Annotated in this window: 19 protein-coding genes; 12 read left to right on the top strand and 7 right to left on the bottom strand. The window is 50.9% G+C overall.

Features of this window, described 5'->3' with window-relative positions; all coding sequences use genetic code 11:
* Positions 1-108: 108 nt before the first annotated feature.
* Positions 109-954, bottom strand: a complete 846-nt coding sequence (locus AC4IE7_RS04205; protein ID WP_490775556.1) for a CsgG/HfaB family protein — start codon at positions 952-954, stop codon at positions 109-111.
* Positions 955-1,086: 132 nt separating this feature from the next.
* Here AC4IE7_RS04205 and AC4IE7_RS04210 point away from each other — a divergent pair, with 132 nt between their 5' ends.
* A complete protein-coding gene (locus tag AC4IE7_RS04210) occupies positions 1,087-1,536 on the top strand; it encodes an FxsA family protein (protein ID WP_490775557.1) in 450 nt (149 codons plus the stop codon).
* Positions 1,537-1,632: 96 nt separating this feature from the next.
* Here the strand turns inward: AC4IE7_RS04210 and ppk2 are convergent, their stop codons facing one another.
* Positions 1,633-2,466 (bottom strand): polyphosphate kinase 2, encoded by an 834-nt coding sequence (gene ppk2 / locus AC4IE7_RS04215; protein WP_490775558.1) that lies wholly within the window; start codon positions 2,464-2,466, stop codon positions 1,633-1,635.
* 432 nt (positions 2,467-2,898) lie between these two features.
* Here ppk2 and AC4IE7_RS04220 point away from each other — a divergent pair, with 432 nt between their 5' ends.
* From AC4IE7_RS04220 to darH, 8 genes are all read left to right on the top strand, one after another.
* Positions 2,899-3,189, top strand: a complete 291-nt coding sequence (locus tag AC4IE7_RS04220; RefSeq protein WP_490775559.1) for a co-chaperone GroES — start codon at positions 2,899-2,901, stop codon at positions 3,187-3,189.
* Positions 3,190-3,260: 71 nt separating this feature from the next.
* Positions 3,261-4,913 (top strand): chaperonin GroEL, encoded by a 1,653-nt coding sequence (gene groL, locus AC4IE7_RS04225; protein WP_490775560.1) that lies wholly within the window; start codon positions 3,261-3,263, stop codon positions 4,911-4,913.
* Between the two features lie 157 nt (positions 4,914-5,070).
* Positions 5,071-6,996 (top strand): methyl-accepting chemotaxis protein, encoded by a 1,926-nt coding sequence (locus AC4IE7_RS04230; RefSeq protein ID WP_490775561.1) that lies wholly within the window; start codon positions 5,071-5,073, stop codon positions 6,994-6,996.
* Positions 6,997-7,011: 15 nt separating this feature from the next.
* Positions 7,012-7,332: a CZB domain-containing protein gene (locus AC4IE7_RS04235; RefSeq protein ID WP_490775562.1), complete on the top strand. Its 321-nt coding sequence runs from the start codon at positions 7,012-7,014 to the stop codon at positions 7,330-7,332.
* 429 nt (positions 7,333-7,761) lie between these two features.
* Positions 7,762-8,715, top strand: a complete 954-nt coding sequence (locus tag AC4IE7_RS04240) for a dialkylresorcinol condensing enzyme (protein WP_490775563.1) — start codon at positions 7,762-7,764, stop codon at positions 8,713-8,715.
* Positions 8,712-9,860, top strand: coding sequence for a beta-ketoacyl-ACP synthase III (locus tag AC4IE7_RS04245; protein WP_490775564.1), 1,149 nt, complete (start codon positions 8,712-8,714; stop codon positions 9,858-9,860). The genes AC4IE7_RS04240 and AC4IE7_RS04245 overlap by 4 nt, the downstream gene beginning before the upstream one ends.
* Positions 9,857-10,264 (top strand): DarG family dialkylresorcinol biosynthesis protein, encoded by a 408-nt coding sequence (locus AC4IE7_RS04250; RefSeq protein WP_490775565.1) that lies wholly within the window; start codon positions 9,857-9,859, stop codon positions 10,262-10,264. The genes AC4IE7_RS04245 and AC4IE7_RS04250 overlap by 4 nt, the downstream gene beginning before the upstream one ends.
* The gene (gene darH, locus AC4IE7_RS04255) at positions 10,257-11,270 is read left to right on the top strand and encodes a BtrH-related acyltransferase DarH (RefSeq protein ID WP_490775566.1); all 1,014 of its coding nucleotides are present in this window, start codon (positions 10,257-10,259) and stop codon (positions 11,268-11,270) included. The genes AC4IE7_RS04250 and darH overlap by 8 nt, the downstream gene beginning before the upstream one ends.
* Here darH and AC4IE7_RS04260 read toward each other — a convergent pair.
* From AC4IE7_RS04260 to AC4IE7_RS04280, 5 genes are all read right to left on the bottom strand, one after another.
* Positions 11,248-12,117, bottom strand: a complete 870-nt coding sequence (locus AC4IE7_RS04260; RefSeq protein ID WP_490775567.1) for a hypothetical protein — start codon at positions 12,115-12,117, stop codon at positions 11,248-11,250. The genes darH and AC4IE7_RS04260 overlap by 23 nt on opposite strands.
* On the bottom strand, positions 12,117-13,268 hold the full coding sequence (locus AC4IE7_RS04265) for a beta-ketoacyl synthase N-terminal-like domain-containing protein (protein WP_490775568.1): 1,152 nt from the start codon (positions 13,266-13,268) through the stop codon (positions 12,117-12,119). Before AC4IE7_RS04265 ends, AC4IE7_RS04260 begins: the two co-directional genes overlap by 1 nt.
* A 116-nt stretch (positions 13,269-13,384) precedes the next feature.
* Positions 13,385-13,654 (bottom strand): acyl carrier protein, encoded by a 270-nt coding sequence (locus AC4IE7_RS04270; RefSeq protein WP_490775569.1) that lies wholly within the window; start codon positions 13,652-13,654, stop codon positions 13,385-13,387.
* The gene (locus tag AC4IE7_RS04275; RefSeq protein ID WP_490775570.1) at positions 13,654-14,844 is read right to left on the bottom strand and encodes an ABC transporter permease; all 1,191 of its coding nucleotides are present in this window, start codon (positions 14,842-14,844) and stop codon (positions 13,654-13,656) included. Before AC4IE7_RS04275 ends, AC4IE7_RS04270 begins: the two co-directional genes overlap by 1 nt.
* 3 nt (positions 14,845-14,847) lie before the next feature.
* Positions 14,848-15,771, bottom strand: coding sequence for an ABC transporter ATP-binding protein (locus AC4IE7_RS04280; protein ID WP_490775571.1), 924 nt, complete (start codon positions 15,769-15,771; stop codon positions 14,848-14,850).
* Between the two features lie 353 nt (positions 15,772-16,124).
* Between AC4IE7_RS04280 and glnE the strand changes: the two genes are divergently transcribed.
* The 3 genes from glnE to AC4IE7_RS04295 all read left to right on the top strand — a co-directional run bounded on the left by glnE (position 16,125) and on the right by AC4IE7_RS04295 (position 20,197).
* Positions 16,125-19,010, top strand: coding sequence for a bifunctional [glutamate--ammonia ligase]-adenylyl-L-tyrosine phosphorylase/[glutamate--ammonia-ligase] adenylyltransferase (glnE, locus tag AC4IE7_RS04285; protein WP_490775572.1), 2,886 nt, complete (start codon positions 16,125-16,127; stop codon positions 19,008-19,010).
* Positions 19,010-19,933 (top strand): branched-chain amino acid transaminase, encoded by a 924-nt coding sequence (locus tag AC4IE7_RS04290; RefSeq protein WP_490775601.1) that lies wholly within the window; start codon positions 19,010-19,012, stop codon positions 19,931-19,933. The genes glnE and AC4IE7_RS04290 overlap by 1 nt, the downstream gene beginning before the upstream one ends.
* Before the next feature lie 75 nt (positions 19,934-20,008).
* The gene (locus AC4IE7_RS04295) at positions 20,009-20,197 is read left to right on the top strand and encodes a zinc-finger domain-containing protein (protein WP_490775573.1); all 189 of its coding nucleotides are present in this window, start codon (positions 20,009-20,011) and stop codon (positions 20,195-20,197) included.
* The last annotated feature ends 16 nt before the right edge of the window (positions 20,198-20,213 follow it).

The following is a 20,213-nucleotide window of genomic DNA, read 5'->3' on the forward strand; positions in this document are numbered from 1 at the left end:
CGACTATCGGCTTTGTAGTGTCTTGATTGATGTTTTTTCCTGTTTCTGGGCTGTAAACAGAAGCGGCCGGTAAACCGGCCGCTAGTCTGATCGGTTTTTGATTACAGCTTAGTCACTGACTTTCAATCGGCCACCTTTACCCAGGCCACCTTTAACCTTCTGGGCTTTATAGTTGCGCAACGCTTTGACCATCTGATTGTAGGAGTCGGCAAAAGCTGCAGTGACGACTTTTCCTTCAGGTGTATCGGTAAATCCACCGACACTGCCCCATCTGCCACCGCCGAAGAAGCCGCCAAACAGGCTGAAGTCGAAATTTTTGGCGTTACCTACCGATGAGGAAACCTGCACCCCGGAACGATTGTCGATCAGCAGTAGCGTGGTGGCGGCTTCATTGGATTTTAAACCGCCTGCAAGCCTGCCGAGTCGGTAGTTTCCAAGCAAGCCTCCGACAGTGGCGCCGAGGCCACCAGTGCCTTTCTCAGAGAATTGGATGCTGGGGTTCATGGTGTAGTCAGCTGCTACCATCTGGCCTTTGCCGAAGTTGCTGCCCTGGCGCATCTCACCGGATTGCATAAGCGCCCGTTCCTGCATCATGTTGTTCATCGCCTTGCCACGTTCGACCACCACGAAGCAGTTGGACTGTTGAATCATCATGCGCAACACCGGTACGGTGGTACCTAGAGTTGGGTAACGCCTTCTATAGGTATGCCACCAGGGTGCGGCCTGGTCCTCTACAACAGACAATGTGCCGAGGGTCTCTTCACAACTTTCAAGTGCGCTGTTTTCTCCCGCAGAAGTTTCACCACCGGCAGCACCGGTGACGGTATTACCTGATGAGCCGCCTAAGGTGGGCATGCTGCCACCACAGCCACTGAGTCCAATTACTGCGGCGACAGTGATCCAGGTTGCTGTTTTGAAAGAACTAAATATCTTGCTCTGGATATGCATTCTCATTCTTCTCCCCTATGAGTCCAGTAGGTTATAAACCTGATGTTAAAAAGATAAATTACTTGGTTATATATATAAAGTGAGTGTGAAAGTCACTCTCACTTGTGTGTCATATTCCCGCAGCGTAAGCTTTCAGCTATGAATCCCATACTCTTAATTCTGTTGTTATTCGTCGGTACACCACTCGTCGAGCTCTATTTTCTCATTAAAGTAGGTGCTCAGATAGGTGTTTTCTCTACCCTGTTTCTAACTCTGTTTACGGCCGCATTAGGCGGGTGGATGGTACGTGCCCAGGGACTTTCAACCTTTGGTCGGGTGCAAGATGCCATGAATCGAGGCGAGGTGCCCGCGATTGATATGATGGAGGGTGCGGTATTGCTGGTTTGCGGCTTTCTGTTGCTGCTGCCTGGCTTTATTACCGATATCGTTGGCTTTATCTTTCTCATTCCCTGGATCAGGCGCTGGCTGCTGACTGTAGGTTTACAGAGTAGTGGAGTCATGCGGCCGATGCAATCGCCTCGTGATGATTCGGGGTCTGATCAGAATAGGCGGGTCATAGAAGGAGAGTATCGCCGGGATGATGATTGAACCGGCGATCCCCTTTTACTCGCGGATAGTGGTGGGGAGTAGCCCCACCTTACAGATTGTCTGAGCGTTACCTGATTTACCCCGCGGTCCACTCGATCAAGGATAGACATCCGGGACAAATGTTTGGTCAGTGATGGGGGGTCTTACATAGCCGGTGTTTTCTGTTCTTTGGGGTAGTTCAATAGGCTCAGGGGTCAGATCCTTATAGGGTATCTGGCTCAGGAGGTGTGCTATGCAGTTCAGTCTTGCATGCTTTTTGATATCTGAATGAACCACATACCAAGGGGCCTGTTTTATATCTGTATGGGCAAACATCTCATCTTTGGCTCTGGAATACTCAAGCCAGCGGGAGCGTGATTCCAGATCCATAGGGCTCAGTTTCCAGCGTTTGTGAGGCTCTTCCATGCGACTTTGGAAGCGGCGTTCCTGCTCTTCATCTGAAACTGAAAACCAATATTTAATGAGTATGATGCCTGAGCGAACCAGCATACGCTCAAATTCTGGGCAGGAGCGCATAAACTCCTGGTACTCGTCATCGGTACAAAAGCCCATCACCTTTTCAACCCCTGCACGGTTATACCAACTGCGGTCCAACAGCACCATTTCACCCGCTGCAGGCAGGTGGGGCACATAGCGCTGGAAGTACCACTGAGTCTTTTCCCGTTCTGTGGGGGCTGGTAGGGCAACAACCCGACAGATGCGTGGATTGAGGTGTTGATTGATACGTTTGATTACGCCACCCTTGCCGGCAGCATCCCGCCCCTCAAAAAGGACGACTACTTTCAAACCTTCGTGCTTGATCCACTCCTGTAGCTTGACCAGTTCCAATTGGAGTTTGAAAAGCTCCTTTTCGTAGACCTTGTTGTCGATCTTCTTTGGCTTTTCACTTTTCTGCTTTTTCTCTTTTTTCTCTGGCTTTGCTTCTGCCATGGCGATCTCCCGGAGTAAGGCTTATTGGCTGCTATTAATATAGCGGCAAAATGAGCTATTGGATTATTAAACTGATAGACAGATGGATAAGCGGTTCTAAATGAGGAAACTCACTCAGGCGTGCTCAAATCTTGCCTCCCCTATGTGGTTACTGAATATGCCTCGCTATTGAGTATGTTGCATCCGGAGCCACCCCAGTATGTCGGCTCTGCTTTGCGGCTCTAGACAAGCTTGTAACCTTATTATCACACAGAATGGCGGCAGGGTGAGTCAGAGCTGGAGTCTGATAGTGAAAATCTCGCGCTATGGTCTTGACTCTCGGATATTTGCCACTATTATTAGCACTCAGTAAAGGCGAGTGCTAACAACATTGCCTGCTAACCACGTAAAACATTCGAATTAAAACACCAAATATAGTTAGGAGAACAGTCGATGAATATTCGTCCGCTGCACGATCGCGTAATCGTTCGTCGTATGGAAGAAGAGCGCACCAGTCCTGGAGGCATCGTACTCCCAGATGCTGCCACTGAGAAACCCATTCAGGGTGAAGTGATGGCAGTAGGCAACGGCAAAATCACCGATAGCGGTGAAGCCCGCCCTCTGGATGTCAAAGTTGGAGATAAGATCTTGTTTGGCAAGTACTCCGGTACCGAAGTGAAAGTGGGTGGCGAGGAAGTTCTGGTCATGCGCGAAGAAGACATCATGGGTGTGATCGAGGGCTGATCGCTCAGCAGCGATATCCCTGCAGGCTTAGCCTGATGACGAATCTCAACATTTTCCAAGGAAATTAAGACATGAGTGCAAAAGAAGTACAATTTGGTGATGATGCCCGCCAACGTATGATGAAAGGCGTCAACATCCTGGCCAATGCGGTTAAGGTAACCCTCGGCCCTAAAGGTCGTAACGTAGTTCTGGAGAAGAGCTTCGGTGCGCCAACCGTAACCAAAGACGGTGTTTCAGTAGCCAAAGAGATCGAGCTTGCCGACAAGTTTGAAAACATGGGTGCGCAGATGGTTAAAGAGGTCTCTTCCCAGACTTCTGATGTTGCTGGCGACGGCACCACCACTGCTACCGTGCTGGCTCAGGCCATGGTTCGCGAGGGTCTAAAAGCCGTCGCTGCGGGAATGAACCCGATGGATCTCAAGCGGGGCATCGATAAAGCAGTGATCACCGCAGTTGAGGAGCTGAAAAACATCTCCCGTCCTTGTTCAGACGATAAAGAGATCGCCCAGGTAGGCACCATCTCTGCCAACTCTGACACCAATGTGGGCGACATCATTGCTGAAGCCATGCAGAAAGTGGGTAAAGAGGGTGTTATCACCGTCGAAGAAGGCTCTGCTCTGCAGAATGAGCTTGATGTTGTGGAAGGTATGCAGTTTGACCGTGGCTACCTCTCTCCCTACTTCGTCACCAATCAGCAGAGTCAGGCGGCTGAGCTGGATGAACCCTTTATCCTGCTGCACGACAAGAAGATCTCCAATATCCGTGAATTGCTGCCAGTGCTTGAAGGTGTTGCCAAAGCGGGTAAGCCATTGCTGATCATCGCTGAAGATGTGGAAGGCGAAGCGCTGGCTACTCTGGTGGTCAATAACCTGCGCGGTATCGTCAAGGTTACTGCTGTCAAAGCCCCAGGCTTTGGTGATCGTCGTAAGGCGATGTTGCAGGATATCGCTATCCTCACCGGTGGTACTGTAATCTCAGAAGAGGTGGGTCTTTCTCTGGAGAAAGCTACTCTTGATGATCTGGGTAGCGCTAAGAAAGTAACCATCACCAAAGAAGAGACCACCGTTATCGATGGTGCTGGTGTTGAGGGTGATATCAAGGCCCGAGTCGAGCAGATCCGTGCTCAGATTGAAGAGACCTCTTCTGACTATGATCGGGAAAAACTGCAGGAGCGTGTAGCCAAGCTCGCCGGTGGTGTTGCCGTGATCAAGGTCGGTGCTGCTACCGAAGTTGAGATGAAAGAGAAGAAGGCTCGTGTCGAAGACGCTCTGCATGCTACTCGTGCGGCAGTTGAAGAGGGCGTTGTTCCAGGTGGCGGTGTCGCTCTGGTGCGTTCTTTGCAGGCCCTCTCTGATCTGACTGGTGAAAATCACGATCAGGATGTCGGTATTACCATCGCCTGTCGTTCCATGGAAGAGCCTCTGCGTCAAATCGTCAGCAATGCTGGTGGTGAGCCTTCAGTAGTGCTGGACAAAGTTCGCAATGGTGAAGGTAACTTCGGTTTCAATGCCTCGAATGACACCTACGGCGACATGATGGATATGGGTATTCTGGATCCTACCAAGGTTACCCGTTCTGCGTTGCAGAATGCCTCTTCCGTAGCTGGCCTGATGATTACCACCGAGTGCATGGTGGCTGATGAGCCTAAGGACGATGCTGCTGGACCTCCAATGGGAGATATGGGCGGCATGGGCGGCATGGGTGGTATGGGCGGCATGATGTAAAAGCCCTACAGCTGATACGTTCAATACCGTAAACCCGCCTCCGTCAGGAGGCGGGTTTTTTTGTAAACTCTATTAAATATTTTACTGATTTAGCCGTTACCAATGTTGAAAAATCTATTTTGCACGAAGGGAGTCGTCATTTTCTGAGGAAAAGCTAATGTTACGCAGTATTGGCATTTCGGCTCGCTTTGTCTACGCGACTGTATTCGCTGTATTGGTTGTTCTGGCCATTACACTTTTCACAACATTCAACTTCATGGGGGGGATTCTCAGCACCTCTGAAGAGAATGAAATCAGCGAAATCTTCGAAAATGTAGTTTCAGGAATTGAATCCGAGGGGCGATTGGCTCGGGCTATGAGCGCCTTGGTGGCAGGTATTCCCGATGTTCAGGAGGCCTTTAGCAATAAGGACAGGGAGGCCCTGTCTGATCTCTTTGCACCAGGTTTCGCAAAGCTCAAGAAGGAGTATGGGGTTAGGCAGTTCCAATTTCATGAACCGCCTGCTACTTCCTTTCTGCGGGTACACAAACCAGCAAAATTTGGCGACGATCTATCTGGTTTTCGCCTTACCGTAGTAGAGGGTAATCGTGAGAAAAATCCAATCCAGGGGTTAGAGGTCGGTGTTGCCGGTCTTGGTATCAGAGGGTTGGTGCCTGTAAGTCATCAGGGCAAGCATATCGGTACGGTTGAATTTGGCATGTCGTTTGGTCAGGCTTTTTTCGATGAATATGCCAAGCATCATGATGTGGATCTGGAGCTCTATATTGATCGCAAAGGCGCCATGGATCGATTCGCCTCCACAATGGAAGGTAATAACCTGATCTCCTCAGATGAGTTATCTGCGATTCTAGGTGGTGAAAGTCACTATGGTCGAGGTGAGCTTAACAGCAAACCAGTAGCCTTCTATGCAGCGAATATCAACAACTATTCCGGTGATCCCATTGGTGTTTTGGTCGTTGCCAAGGATCGCTCTGAAGCAGCAAATGCAATCTCCAGTCTTACCTGGATGTTATTTGCCTTGGGCCTGGTTTCTGTGATCGTAATCGGTTTTCTGGTTTGGGTGATCAGTGGTGGCGTGGTTAAACCCATCTGTGTCGCGGCTAAGGCAATGGAGGGTATCGCCTCTGCTGATGGTGACCTGACAGTACGTATGGATGAAAGTGGAGAAGATGAGGTTTCCCGTCTCTCCAAGGCCTATAACCGCTTCGCTGAAAAGATTGAAGGTATGGTGAAAAGTGTCTCCAATTCTGCAGGTAACCTGAGTGTGCAGATCGGTGAATTCGCTAACCTGGCTGAGCATACCAATAGTGGAATTCGTCAACAGCATGAACAGACCACCCAGGTAGCTACCGCCATGACGCAGATGTCAGCCACTGTACATGAGGTGGCGCACAATACCACCCAGACCGCAGAAGCGGCTCGAGAGGCAGATATGCAGGCAAATTCAGGGCGTACTGTCGTCATGGATGTAACCAAGAGTATCGATCGCCTGGCAACGGATGTTGGTAAGGCGGTAGAGACAGTACAGCATGTGGCCGGGGACAGTGAACGCATTGGTTCTGTGTTGGATGTCATACGCGGTATTGCTGATCAGACCAATCTGCTGGCACTGAATGCAGCCATCGAGGCAGCCCGGGCTGGAGAGCAGGGGCGTGGTTTCGCGGTGGTTGCAGATGAGGTTCGTACACTGGCCAAGCGTACCCAGGATTCTACAGAAGAGATCCAGGAGATGATTGAGAGCCTGCAATCAGGGGTGAATAAGACGGTTGCAGTAATGGAGACCAGTCAACAGCAGGCAGCGGAAAGCGTGGAGCAGGCTGGACGGGCACACGCCTCCCTTGAGGAGATTAACCAGGTTATCGACTCAATTTCTGGTATGAGTGCACAGATTGCCACTGCAGCGGAAGAGCAGAGTGCAGTGGCTGAGGATATCAATCGCAATATTATCGAGATTACCCAGATTGCGGATGAGACCTATAAAGACTCTGATAAGAGCTATCAGGCCAGCACAGAGATGTCTGATGAAGTCGATAAGCTGAGTCACCTGTTGGGTCAGTTCAATATCGGTGATACTCATGGCTAGCATCTGCAACAGGCGATGCTCGCCCATCTGAGCTGGAAAACAAAGCTGCGTAGTTTCCTGGATGGAAAGGGCGCTCTGGATGAACGGGTTGCCTTTGATCATACCCAGTGTGGCTTTGGTAAATGGTATGACGCGCATGGTCGAACTGATCTGGGACATATCAGTGAGATTCGTGAGATAGAGAAGCCTCACAAGGAGCTTCACGAACTGATAAAGACCATTGCTGAGTTAAAGAAACGCGGCGACCTCGCTGGGGCTGAGCGCGAGTATCAGCGGGTCGGCCCGATGTCAGAAAATATTGTTGCTCTGATGGGGTCGATAAAGAGCAAGTTGTAGAGCATAAACAGACCAGACCACCGGGCCGATCAACGCCCGGTGGTCTTTTTTTTGATCTGCACCAGACTCTTCTACTCTATCCCTCCTCGATTGACAGAACTCCTATCCATAGGCAGACTGGCCCTGTCTCAGTGATCATCATGTTTTGGAAAGCTTCAGACACTATGGTTTGACATAATTGACTGTATCCTGATGTCCTTATTTGGGGCGAACCGAGACAGTACCATGCAAGCGGAATCGGGTGTGATTCGAATGCACCCCTATAGATTCGGCATACTCAGTTGTCGGGTTAAAAATTGATCATGCTGAGTCTCTTGCTCAGATAGTCAGGCTATCCGGTAAAAATATGGAGATGCTGCCGGTTAGTAAGTGTCTTGCGCCTCCTTTGGATGTGTTAAGTGGAAATGCCTGATTAATACCTGTCCAGATATGAAAAAAATACTTGTCATTCAATATTCTCAGACCGGCCAGCTATCCAGTATCATTGAGTCTGTTTCCCGGCCGCTGATTGCTTCCCCCGATTTGGAGGTCTCCATAGAGACCCTTCAGCCAGTTGAGCCCTATCCTTTTCCCTGGCCATTTTTCAAATTTCTGGATGTGTTTCCAGAGTGTGTGGCTTTGGATGCGCCAGAGCTTCAACCCTCTGACCTGGCAGCACATAGTGATGCTGATCTGGTAATTATTGCCTATCAGGTCTGGTTTCTCGCGCCTGCACTGCCAATCACCAGTTTTATGCAGAGTGAACAGGGTAAAGAGCTGCTTAAGGGTAAACCTGTGATTACCATCATCGGCTGCCGTAATATGTGGACCCGGGCTCAGGAGACCATGAAGGCGATGTTGGATGACTGTGGCGCCCGTTTGCTTGATAATGTGGTATTGACCGATCAAGGTTCGTTATTGGCCTCCTTTGTGACCACCCCACGATGGTTGTGGACGGGTAAAAAGGGTGCTTTCTGGGGGTTCCCCGCAGCGGGTGTTTCCAACCAGGATATTGAAGCGTGTTGCCGTTTCGGAAAAGCGATTGAGGCAGGACTTGCAAAAGATAAAGAGAAGGATCAAGGCCCTATGCTATATGGATTGAAGGCTGTTGAGGCGGATGTGAGCCAGATTCAGTCGGAAAAGGTTGGTTTCCGCAGTTTTAAGGTTTGGGGTAAATTTTTACGTTCGATCGGTAAACAGGGGGATCCAAAGCGGGTTCCGGTTCTGGCAATCTATGTGGTATTTCTGATTCTGATGATCATAACCGTGGTGCCAATCAGTATGTTATTGAAGGTGCTTTTAGCGCCGCTTATGAAACAAAAGCATCTACAGAGCAAATACTATTTTGAAGCGCCTTCTGGTTCAGGAGATGAGCGCATGGAAGAATTCGGTTGCAGTAAATGAGGGCATATATCACTAATACTTCGGCTTTTCTGCCGAATCAACCCGTTGAAAACGACCAGATCGAAGCTGTACTGGGTATGGTGGGGGGCAAGCCGTCCCGAGCCAAGCGCCTGGTGTTACGCAGCAATGGTATCAAACAACGTTACTACGCCATCGATCCAGAGAGTGGTGAGATGAGCCACAATAATGCAGAAATGACTGCATCCTGTGTGCGTGGCCTGTTCGCTTCTGATGATGAGCTTGATCAGATGCAGTGCCTGGTTTCCGGAACCTCGATACCGGATCAAATCATGCCCGGCCATGGACTGATGGTTCATGGTGAGCTGGGTAATGCCTGCTGTGAAGTTATCTCCACCTCCGGCATATGCCTGAGTGGCGCAGCTGCACTGAAGTATGCCTATCTGGCAGTTAAAAGTGGTGAGTTCTCTCAGGCTGTTTCGACCGGTTCCGAGCTGGTCTCCCCGGTATTACGTGCCAACCATTTTGAAGGCGAATCAAAATATAAAGTTGAAAGTCTGGAGAAAAAACCAGAGATAGCCTTTGAGAAAGATTTTCTACGCTGGATGCTCTCCGACGGGGCTGGGGCCTTTCGTTTGGAAAGCGAACCGAATCAGCGTGCACAACAGCCAGTGCTCGAAATAAACTGGATAGAGATCTACTCCTATGCCAACGAGCTTGAGACCTGTATGTACTCAGGGGCTGAAAAGTTCGAAGATGGCAGTCTGAAGAGCTGGAAACTCTATAGCCAGCAGGGGCTGATTGATCATTCGATCATGAGTATCAAACAGGATGTTAAGCTGCTCAATGAAAATATTGTACCCATGGCCGTCAAGGAGACACTGAAGCGGGTGATCGCCAAGACCGGCTTACAGGCTGATCAGGTAGACTATTTTCTACCCCATATATCCTCCATGTATTTTGATGAAAAGGTCTACGAAGCGCTGGTTGAACTGAACTTTGAGATTCCCAGGGAGCGGTGGTTTACCAACCTCACCAGCAAGGGGAATACCGGTTCTGCCTCTATTTACATCATGCTGGATGAGATCCTCAAATCCGGGCGATTGCGCAGTGGTGACAGGTTGCTCTGTTTCGTGCCTGAGAGTGGCCGTTTCTCCAGCTCTTTCATGTTGCTGAGTGTGGTATGAAGATAAAAGATGTGCCCCAGGATAAGGCTGATTCGCTGGGCGGTGAGACCAAAGTGATTTACGCTGAATCGGAAGCTGGCCGGATTGAATCTTCGGAGACCAGCGGGTGGGAGGTTGAAGAGATCGTGCTGGGTCAAGCTCTGGATGAGATCAAGCGCCTGACTAAGGATGCCTATGCCCGCGCAAATCAGGGCACTACCTCTCCGTTGGAATTTCATATGTATCACCAGAGAATGGATCTGGCGATGTTGGCCCAGGCGGTGGGGCGTTTTCAATGGATGGTTAAGCGGGATTTCTCCCCGCAGCGCTTCTCCCGGCTCTCTGCACAAAAACTGGCAAATTATGCTGACGTGCTGGGTATTGATAGCAAGACATTGAGCCAACTGCCTGAACAATATGACTGATAAGAATAATACAACCTTCGAACACCGACATGCGGCACATTGTGAAACCGGTGTAATGTCTGCCATGCTCCGTCACTATGGCTTGGCGGTGTCAGAACCGATGGCCTTTGGCCTCGCCAGTGGTTTGACCTATGCCTATATTCCTTTGGTGAAAATCAATGGTTTGCCGCTGATCGCCTATCGCACACCACCACGAATGATAATACGTGCCTTGTCGAAGCGTATCAGTGGCCTGAAGATGAATTTCCAGAAATTCCGCAAACCTGCCGAGGGTGAGCAGGCGCTGGATCGACTGTTGGATGATGGGCGGATCGTAGGGTTGCAGACCTCTGTCTTTTTCCTCCCCTATTTTCCTGAGGATATGCGTTTCCACTTTAATGCCCACAATCTGTTGGTGTATGGCCGGGAAGCGCAGGAGTTTCAGGTCAGTGACCCGGTTTTTTCCCATCTGGTGACCGTTGACAGGGAGAGTTTGAGCAAGGCTCGGTTTGCCAAAGGTGCGCTGGCGCCCAAAGGGTTACTCTACTATCCAGAAGAGGTTCCGGCAGAGATAGATTTCGAGACGGTATTGCCCAAATCGATTCGATTTACGGCCAAAATCAATGGCCCCAAAAGCCCGGTACCCATCGCCGGTTCCAAAGGGATTCACATGGTTGCCAAAAAGATTCGTAAGCTGGCGGATGCTGAAGAACGTTATGCTCATCTCTATCTGGGACATATAGTTCGCATGCAGGAGGAGATTGGCACCGGGGGTGGTGGATTTCGCTTTATGTATGCAGCCTTCCTGCAGGAGGCATCAGAGATCCTGGCTTCTGAACAACTCTCTGAGGCCGCGGAAGAGATGTCCTCCATCGGTGATGAGTGGCGTCTGTTCGCACTGATGTGCGCACGTAAAAGTAAAGCGCGCTATGACGATACCTTCGACTCAATAGCTGATCAGCTGGACAGGATTGCTGAGAAAGAGGCAGCTCTATTTGGCCGACTCAGTGCTTTTCAATCAAAGTGATACTCAGACGCTGACTGCCGGCAGTGCCATTCAACATGCCCAGGCGCTCCCCCTGTTGGGCACTCTTTAACCAGCTTTGCAGATAGTAGGCGTTTTGAGTGAGGTAGTGCCCACAGCTTGCTGTTACAAACCGCTTGCCGGGTAACTTCAGATCCTTTAATGGTGAGTTTTGGATGAAATCTCCCAGCAGGTGGTGAGTGATCTGATGTTCCCTGAAAAAAGAGGTTACTTCATCCTTGTCTAGCATCGGGCCGCAAAATTTGATTGTGGCCAGTGCTGTTTGTGAGGCGGGCTGGTCTCCGCAGAGAAACCAGAAACTCCCCTCAGCCAATGGACTATCGTCACTCATATTCAGACGGCGTCTGTGCTGCTCCAGGTCATTGGGGATCTCATCAACTGTACCGAGCAGGATGGGAGAGACAGCGCTGTGCTGCAGCGTACTCGCTATCTCTATTCCCGCCTCGAGAGAGCAGTGGTCTCTGGAGACGGTGATTACCTGGCCATGGATGCCCAGAGTCATACAGATGTGATATGAGGTAGAGTTGTTAACTGTGTTGATAAAGCCGATTGGGTTGGGGATGGTTCCGCTGTCAAAGATCTGCTCACTGTTGGCAATGGTACTGCTCAAATTGGCATCGCCACTGGTGAGAACCAAGTTGGTATGCTCGCTCAATGGCAAACAGCCCGGAGTGTTTGCCAACCCCAGCAGACTGAGTTGAGTTAGCCTGTCTGAGCGGCGTGGCAGCTTGAAAGGAAGCGCCTTCAATAGCGAATTCAACTTGGGTAGTTGCTGCGAAACAGTGTGGCAATAGCCACCATAGGCGAACAGGGGCAGGTTCAATTCCATTAGACCTTTTCCAAAACAAGAACGGTGTTACTCCCACCGAAACCAAAATAGTTAAGTAGATAGACACCGTTTTGGGCGTCAATATCCTCACTCAAGGGTAGTAGAGCCAGTTCCGGGTCGAGGGTTTCAAAATTGAGTGTTCTCGGTACAAATCCCTGCTTGATGGCCTGGCCGAACAGTACAAGCTCAAGGGTGCCGCAAGCGCCCAGAGTGTGGCCGACATAGGGTTTGATTGCTGTGATCGCCGGCGTATCCTGGGGGAAAACAGCCTTAATGCCACGTGACTCCGAGATATCATTCATAGAGGTTGCGGTGCCATGGCTTTTAATCGCCACAACCTCATCCTTGCGGGTGTCGGTCTCCTTAAGGGCGATCTCCAGAGTTTCGGCGATGGTCGAGCCGTCCGGGTTTGATGTGGTAATGCTATAGGGATCAAAACTGCTTCCACCACCACGTAGATAGAGTCTTGTTTCAGAGCCCTCCGTTGCGCTCAAGATCACCGCTGAGCAGGACTCGCCGAGGATGATGCCATCACGGTTCTTATCGAAAGGTGCAATCCGCTCTTGCGCAATCAGCTGTAGACCTGAAAAACCATTGATTGTGGTCTCGTTGAAGAGTTCGATTCCCACCACGATGGCGTGTTGGTAGCGTCCCTGCTGAATCATGCTTTGGGCAAGCAACAGGGCGTTGGCGCTGGAGGTGCAGGCAGAGTTGATGTTGAAAGGTTCGGTGTTGATGCCGAACTTCTCACAGATCAACTCACCCAGGTGGTTGTAGCCGGTAAATGGCATTGGGATTGCCTGCTGACTGTTCTCCCTGAGTTGCCGTTTATATTCAATTTCACTGCGACGAAGATCATAAGATGATGAGCCGATGAAGAGGCCAGTTTCGGCGATCTGCTCGGGGTTTAATTGACTTCTTTCCAGCGCCTTCTCTATGACCTCGAAGAGTATTCTTTCTGTCCGCTCCGGTTGATCGAACTGCTCATCGATTGCGTAGTAGGGCAGCCGAAGATCTGTCGAATCCAGATGAATAGTTGATGGTTTGAAATGCTCCTCCCTGGCTTGCTGATCAGGCGTGCGGGAGATCTCCCCGCCCAGATGGGAAGCGCAGGATAGCCCGATGATGGATAGCTTAGAGTGACTCGTCATAGACGCTCTACCATACAGCAAGTCTGGCAGGGGCTGGCCGCGCCTTGATCTGGCCTATTGGGGTGGCTCTGAATGGTAGAGTATCTATGACGAGGCACACTTGCAGAATTCATGGGTTACTCTGGGTGCAGGTGGTCGGCAAGGTTGTTGATTGTGGCGAGAATCTCTCTCGATTCCGCATCATTCTGGATATGTACCCCATATCGATTCTTTATTGTCACTATAACCTGGAGCATGTCGATTGAGTCGAGTCCAAAGCGGGCGTCCGGCCCAGCAAGATATTCGCCATCCTTAATCTCCTGAGGATCGAATTCGTCTAACCGACATTCATCCACGATCATCTGTTTTAGTTCCAGTTTAAACTGTGTATCCGTTGAACCTTTCATTATTTAGTGTCCGTCAGGCCTCGGTATGAGTAGAGTGAGAGTAAGAACAAGCAGCCGGAGAATGCCAGCAGTTTGAGGATCTCGGGCCCGACCATGGCCCATCCCCCCTGTCTCAAAAGGATGGAGAAGAAGCCCTCTAATGCCCAGTTCATGGGTGAGAGCGCGGCTATCTGCTGCATCAGTTCGGGCATCACAAAAGTTGGCACCATGATACCACCAATAGCCGCCAGAATAAGATTACTAATACCACCCAGCGTGGTGGCCTGTTCCGTGGTTTTGGCGCGGGTCGCGATCAATAAGGCAAAACTGATTGCAGACAGGCTGGTGGTTAAAATCAGCGGCGCCAGCAGCCAGGTCTCTCCAACCAGATGAAGGCCTTCGCCTGTTACCAAAGGAACGAGGTAGATGCCTACCAGTAACATCAATGCAGCCTGTACCAGATTGATGCCGAGGTAGGGAATGATTTTACCGATTAGCAGATAGCTGTTGGGGACTGGCAAGGTTTGCAGCCGTTGCAGGGTGCCTTGCTGCCGCTCAGTAAGTAGCGTGGTGGATATCGGCAGGACGACAAAAAACATGGAGAAGATCAACCAGGCAGGAACGCTCTGCTGGACTGAGTTGGGTTGTGATTCAAGGTCGCTGCCCTGGGTCTGGGATGTGACCAGCGATCGGCCGAGCAGGTGATCGACACGGGCCTGACGTTGGGATTGGGTGAGGTCGTCATATTCAAACAGTTTGTTCACCTGATAGGCGCCAAGGGCTTCACGGACTGCACCCAGGATTGAGCGTCGCAGTGAGTTGGGCAGGCTGGCGGCATAGATGATCTGTAATTTTTCGCTCTTATCGGTAACCGGGGAGTCGATGGATTTTGAAAACTGTGCAGGGAGAATGATCCCGCCAAGGATCTCCCCACTAACCAGCAGTTGGGTTAACTGATCCTGGCTGTTGACTTGTTCGACCCTCAAACCTTCGAGATGGCTGAATGTCTGGGTCAGGTCACTATTCTGATCGGCTCCGTTTTCGACCCAAAGCCCAACCTTTGGCTGATCCTTGCTCTCCGGGCTCATACGATCCTGGAGGGCCATGGACATGATAAGAATGAACACAATCGGCAGTAGAAACAGAACCAGCAGAGCGTGAATATCCCTGGATACCAGCAGCAGCTCCTTCTTGATTACAGCAATCAGCATGGGTCAGTCCCTTAACCGGGTATGGGTCAGTTCGAAAAAGAGCTTTTCGAGGGTATGTTTGCCATAGGAGAGTGTGACCACATTGATACCCAGGGCATCGATGGATTGAAGTAGTTCAGCGATCTCACCTTCATCTTTGGGGTGGCCGATAATGGTTCGTTCTGACAACTTAAAGCCGCGTATCTCTAGCGCATCGCTGAGCTGATGAAGCAGACTTTCATCTTTTTCTGCTTCCAGCTCGATAGTCAAAAGGGGATCTCTTTCGAGAATCTTCTGTAGAGGGCCATGTACCAGAATTTGTCCATGATCCATGATCGCCACCTCGTCACAGAGTTGTTCGATCTCCTCCATATAGTGGCTGGTATAGACAATGGTGCTGCCCGCCTTGTTCAAGGCCCGGATCGATTGCAGGATGAAGTGGCGGGATTGAGGGTCTATGCCGACTGTGGGTTCATCTAGAAAGATCAGTTCAGGTCTGTTGAGTAGGCCTATTGCCAGGTTGAGGCGTCGCTTCAACCCCCCGGAAAAATGTTTGGCCAGCTTTTTTGCCTGGTCAGCCAAACCGGTCAGTTTCAGTGCTTCATCGATGAGCTGCGGGCTTTGGCGACCCTGTTTGGGATAGAGACTGGAAAAAAACTGCAGATTCTCCATCACAGTGAGCTGGGGATAAAAAGCATACTCCTGTGGGATGTGTGCCAGCTTTTCAAGAATCCTGCCCCGATTACTCTGGTAAGTTTCGCCATTAATGCGGATATCGCCGCTGCTGGGTTTACGTTGCCCAGTCATCAATGAGATCAGGGTGGTCTTGCCAGCGCCATTGGGTCCTAATAACCCAAACAGGGAGCCCCTCTGAATCTCCAGATTGAGATCATCGAACAGAGGGGGGCTCTGCGGGTAGTGATAATCGATATGTTGAAGGTTTATCATGCTTGACCTAAGCCGAAAATTAGACCCGGACGGTTTGCAGTGGGGCTTGTTTGTATCTTCTGAATGCCATCTGGAATTTGGGTAATTAAAGTGTAGTTTGACCAAGCTGAGTAGAAACTCAAAGCGTACTTACAGGTTATAATTTCGGCTCTGGTAACGCCTCGAAACCCGCTGCTGAAGGCTGCAACCCTATGTGATTTGTTACCACTTGGCAATAATCGTTAACCCGATCTATGATTGATCCGGCATTTGATGCAAGACTCCGCGCTGTTCCGGTTCGCCGTGATCGATAGTGGGGTTGGTTCAAACCCCGCTCAGGTGTAACCTGACTGGATGCCGCTACAATAAATCTGATGATGAGAGCAGCCGTGGAGCCAGAGCAAAAAGAGAATAATAAACAGTGGCTACAGTGGTGTGAAAAGCTGACTGAGGCCGAATTGAGCCCACCTGAGGATAAAGCATTCATCAGTCGCCTGAAGGTTGTTTGGGAGGCCAGTGAGTATGTTGCTCAGGTCTCCACTCGATACCCGGCTCTACTTCTGGATCTGTTTCAACAAAATCTGCTGGATCGCTCTTTTCAGGCCGGAGAGATCTCTTCCCTGCTTGCTGAGCTTCTAGAGGGCGTCTCAGATGAGGCAGCTCTGGCGAAACATCTCAGGCACTTCCGGCGTGAGCAGATGGTACGCATCATCTGGCGTGATCTTAACCGACTGGCAGAACTCGATGAGACCCTGGAGGATCTTTCCGCGCTTGCCGACGCCTCTATCGGACACGCTATGGAGCACCTCTACAGCTGGTGTTGCAAGGAGATGGGTGTTCCCAGGAGTGAAGAGGGAGAAGCTCAGTCTTTGGTAGTACTGGGTATGGGGAAGCTGGGTGCCCGCGAGCTCAACCTATCTTCTGACATCGATCTGATTTTTGCCTATCCAGAGACAGGGTCGACAGATGGGGCAAGACGCCTGACCAACGAACAGTTCTTTATCCGTCTCTGCCAGCGGCTTGTTCAGGCGTTGGACAACCATACCGCAGAGGGATTTGTGTTTCGGGTTGATACCCGTCTGCGCCCATTTGGTAGTGTCGGCCCTTTGGCGATGAGCTTTTCAGCGATGGAGAGCTACTACGGCTCTCAGGCCCGGGAGTGGGAACGCTATGCCATGATCAAGGCGCGGGTAGTAGCAGGAGACTCGGCCGCCGGTGATGAGTTGATGGCCATGTTGAGACCCTTTGTCTATCGCCGTTACCTCGATTTCAGTGCTATTGAATCACTGCGTGATATGAAGCAGTTGATCAGTAGTGAACTGCATAAAAAAGGCATGGAGGCGAATATCAAACTGGGGCCGGGCGGTATTCGCGAGATCGAATTCATCGGCCAGGCCTTCCAGCTGATCAGAGGGGGACGGGACAAAGCACTGCAGACACGCCCCATTCTTTCGGTATTGCAGATATTGCAGGAGCGGGAGCTTGTTCCGGAATATGTAGTTCGTGAATTGACCGAATCCTATGTTTTCCTGCGCCTGGTGGAGAATCGTATTCAGGCCTGGCAGGACAAACAGACCCATCTACTGCCTTCCGATGATGCCGGGAGAGGGCGTCTTGCCAGATCCATGGGGTTTGATGCATGGGATCCCTTTTCTGAGGTGCTGGAGCAACACAGAAGGCGGGTTCAGGGCCATTTCGATATGGTCTTTGCCGCACCTCAAGCTGAAGCCGAGGAGCAGAGTCAACCCTTGACTGGGGTCTGGAATGAGCTGCTTGATGAGGCGCAGTCGACCTCCATTTTGCAGCAGAATGGATTTCAACAAGCCGACCAAGCCCTGCATCTGTTAGGGGCATTGCGTAATAGCCATGCCTGTAGACAGCTAAGTGCCAAAGGGTGGGAGCGACTGGATCAACTGATGCCACTACTTCTGCAGGCGGTTGGTCAATCAGAGTGTGCCGATGTTGCCCTGCCACGGGTGCTCGATCTACTGGCAGCAGTCGTTCGCCGCACCTCTTATATTGCCTTGTTGGTCGAAAACCCGATGGTGCTCTCTCAACTGATCAAGCTGGCTGGGATCAGTCCCTGGGTGGCGAGTATGCTGACACGCCATCCTATACTCTTGGACGAACTGCTCGATCCCCGGCGACTCTACTCGCCGCTCAAGCGTGAGGCACTCGGTCAGGAGTTGGCGGAACAGCTCACCCGCATCGACGAAGATGATCTGGAGAGTCAGATGGAGCGACTGCGTCAGTTTGGACAGAGCAATCGCTTACGAGTGGCAGCTGCAGATATTGCCGAGCAGATTCCGCTGATGGTGGTCAGTGACTACCTTACCTGGATCGCAGAAGTGATCATTGAGCGGGTGATTCAACTGAGTTATCAGGAGATGTTCCGGCGGCATGGGCAGCCCCCTGGGCTATCTGAAGGAGAGACAGGATTTGCCGTGGTAGGTTACGGCAAACTGGGTGGTATCGAACTTGGTTTTGGCTCAGATCTGGATATGGTGTTTCTGCATGGCTGTAAAGATAGAAATGCCTTTACCGACGGCAAGAAGCCTGTCTCAGTTGACGTTTTTTATGCCCGCATGGCCCAGCGTTTCATCCATATCATGACCACAAGGACACCCTCCGGAATTCTCTACGAGACCGATATGCGTCTGCGCCCGAACGGCAACTCCGGGATGATGGTCTGCTCTTTAGAGACCTTTGAAACCTACCAGCAGAAGAGTGCCTGGACCTGGGAGCATCAGGCACTGATACGGGCAAGAGTGGTAGCCGGCGATGTTAGGGTTGGTGAACGTTTTAACGAAATTCGGCGAACCATTATCAGCGAGCAACGGGATGGGGATAAGCTTCAGGGTGAAGTCGTTGAGATGCGAGAAAAGATGCGTGCATCTCTGGATAAGAGCAATGATGGCCTATTTGATTTAAAGCAGGGTACCGGCGGTATCGTCGATATAGAATTTATGGTTCAATACACGGTCCTTCGGTGGGCTCATGACCACCCGGAACTATTGGTCTGGACCGATAATATTCGTCTGTTGGAGACGCTTTCCAAGCTTGGGTTACTGAGTAATCAAGCTGCAGAGCGTATGATGGGCGTCTACAAAGTCCTGCGGGCAGCCTACCATCGTAGCGCGCTACAGGATCAGCCAGCCCTGGTGAAAAGTGAAAAGCTTGCCGAAGAACGGGCCTTGGTGCAGGACATTTGGTCCTGCTTGATGCAGAACAAAGAAGTTGAGCGAGAGAAGTTTCAATGATGTCGACAATGGCAGACCGTGACGGTGTCATCTGGCTGGATGGCGAAATGGTTCCCTGGCGTGAGGCGAAAACCCACGTACTAACACATACCCTGCACTATGGTATGGGCGTGTTCGAGGGGGTGCGTGCTTATCACGCCGAGCAGGGTACCGCTATTTTTCGCCTGCAGGAACATACTGACCGTCTGTTCCGCTCCGCCCATATACTGAATATGCCAATGCCCTTTGACCGGGATACCTTGAACGAGGCGCAACTGGCTGTTGTCAGAGAGAACAATCTCGATTCAGCCTACATCAGGCCGATGTGTTTTTATGGTTCAGAAGGGATGGGGCTTAGAGCTGACAATCTCAAGGTTCACTGCATGGCTGCAGCCTGGGAGTGGGGTGCATATCTCGGTGCGGAGAATATGGAGAAGGGAATCCGTATCCGTGTCTCCTCTTTTACACGCCACCATGTCAATATCACCATGTGTCGGGCCAAGGCCAACGGCAACTACATGAATTCCATGATGGCGCTGCAGGAAGCGCTGCATGACGGCTATGACGAAGCGCTGCTGCTGGATGCGGAGGGGTATGTGATGGAGGGCTCAGGTGAAAATATCTTCATCGTCAGAGACGGAGTGATCTACACCCCTGATCTTACCTCGGCGCTGGACGGCATCACCCGTAAAACAGTCATTGAGCTTGCTGAAGAGCTGAACTACAAGGTGATTGAAAAACGCATCACCCGTGACGAAGTCTATATCGCCGACGAGGCATTTTTCACCGGTACTGCTGCGGAGGTAACCCCGATCCGCGAAGTTGATAACCGCAGCATCGGTGAGGGTGGTCGTGGTCCGATCACCGAACAGTTGCAGAAGCGTTATTTCGATCTGGTGCATGGACGTCTGGCCTCCCATCCCGAGTGGCTGGCCTATGTCTAATAAGTCACTGGCCGATAGTTCTAACCACCCACGGTTCGAAATCAAGCTGAGACTCCCTAATCAGGAGAATTAAATATGACCCAGGCAGAAAAACAATCAACACAGCAGGATGTACACAAGGTCACCAGAAACGATCTACCTCTCAGTTGTCCAAGACCTGGTGAAACCCTGGCTTCACTCCACCCGCGGGTCTACCTGCCAATTGAAAAGAGCGGCACTGCTACCTGCCCCTATTGTGGCACCATTTATCAGTTGAGTGATTAACGATAAAGTAAAGGTG

Source organism: Candidatus Thiodiazotropha sp. AKAK3 (assembly GCF_058244645.1).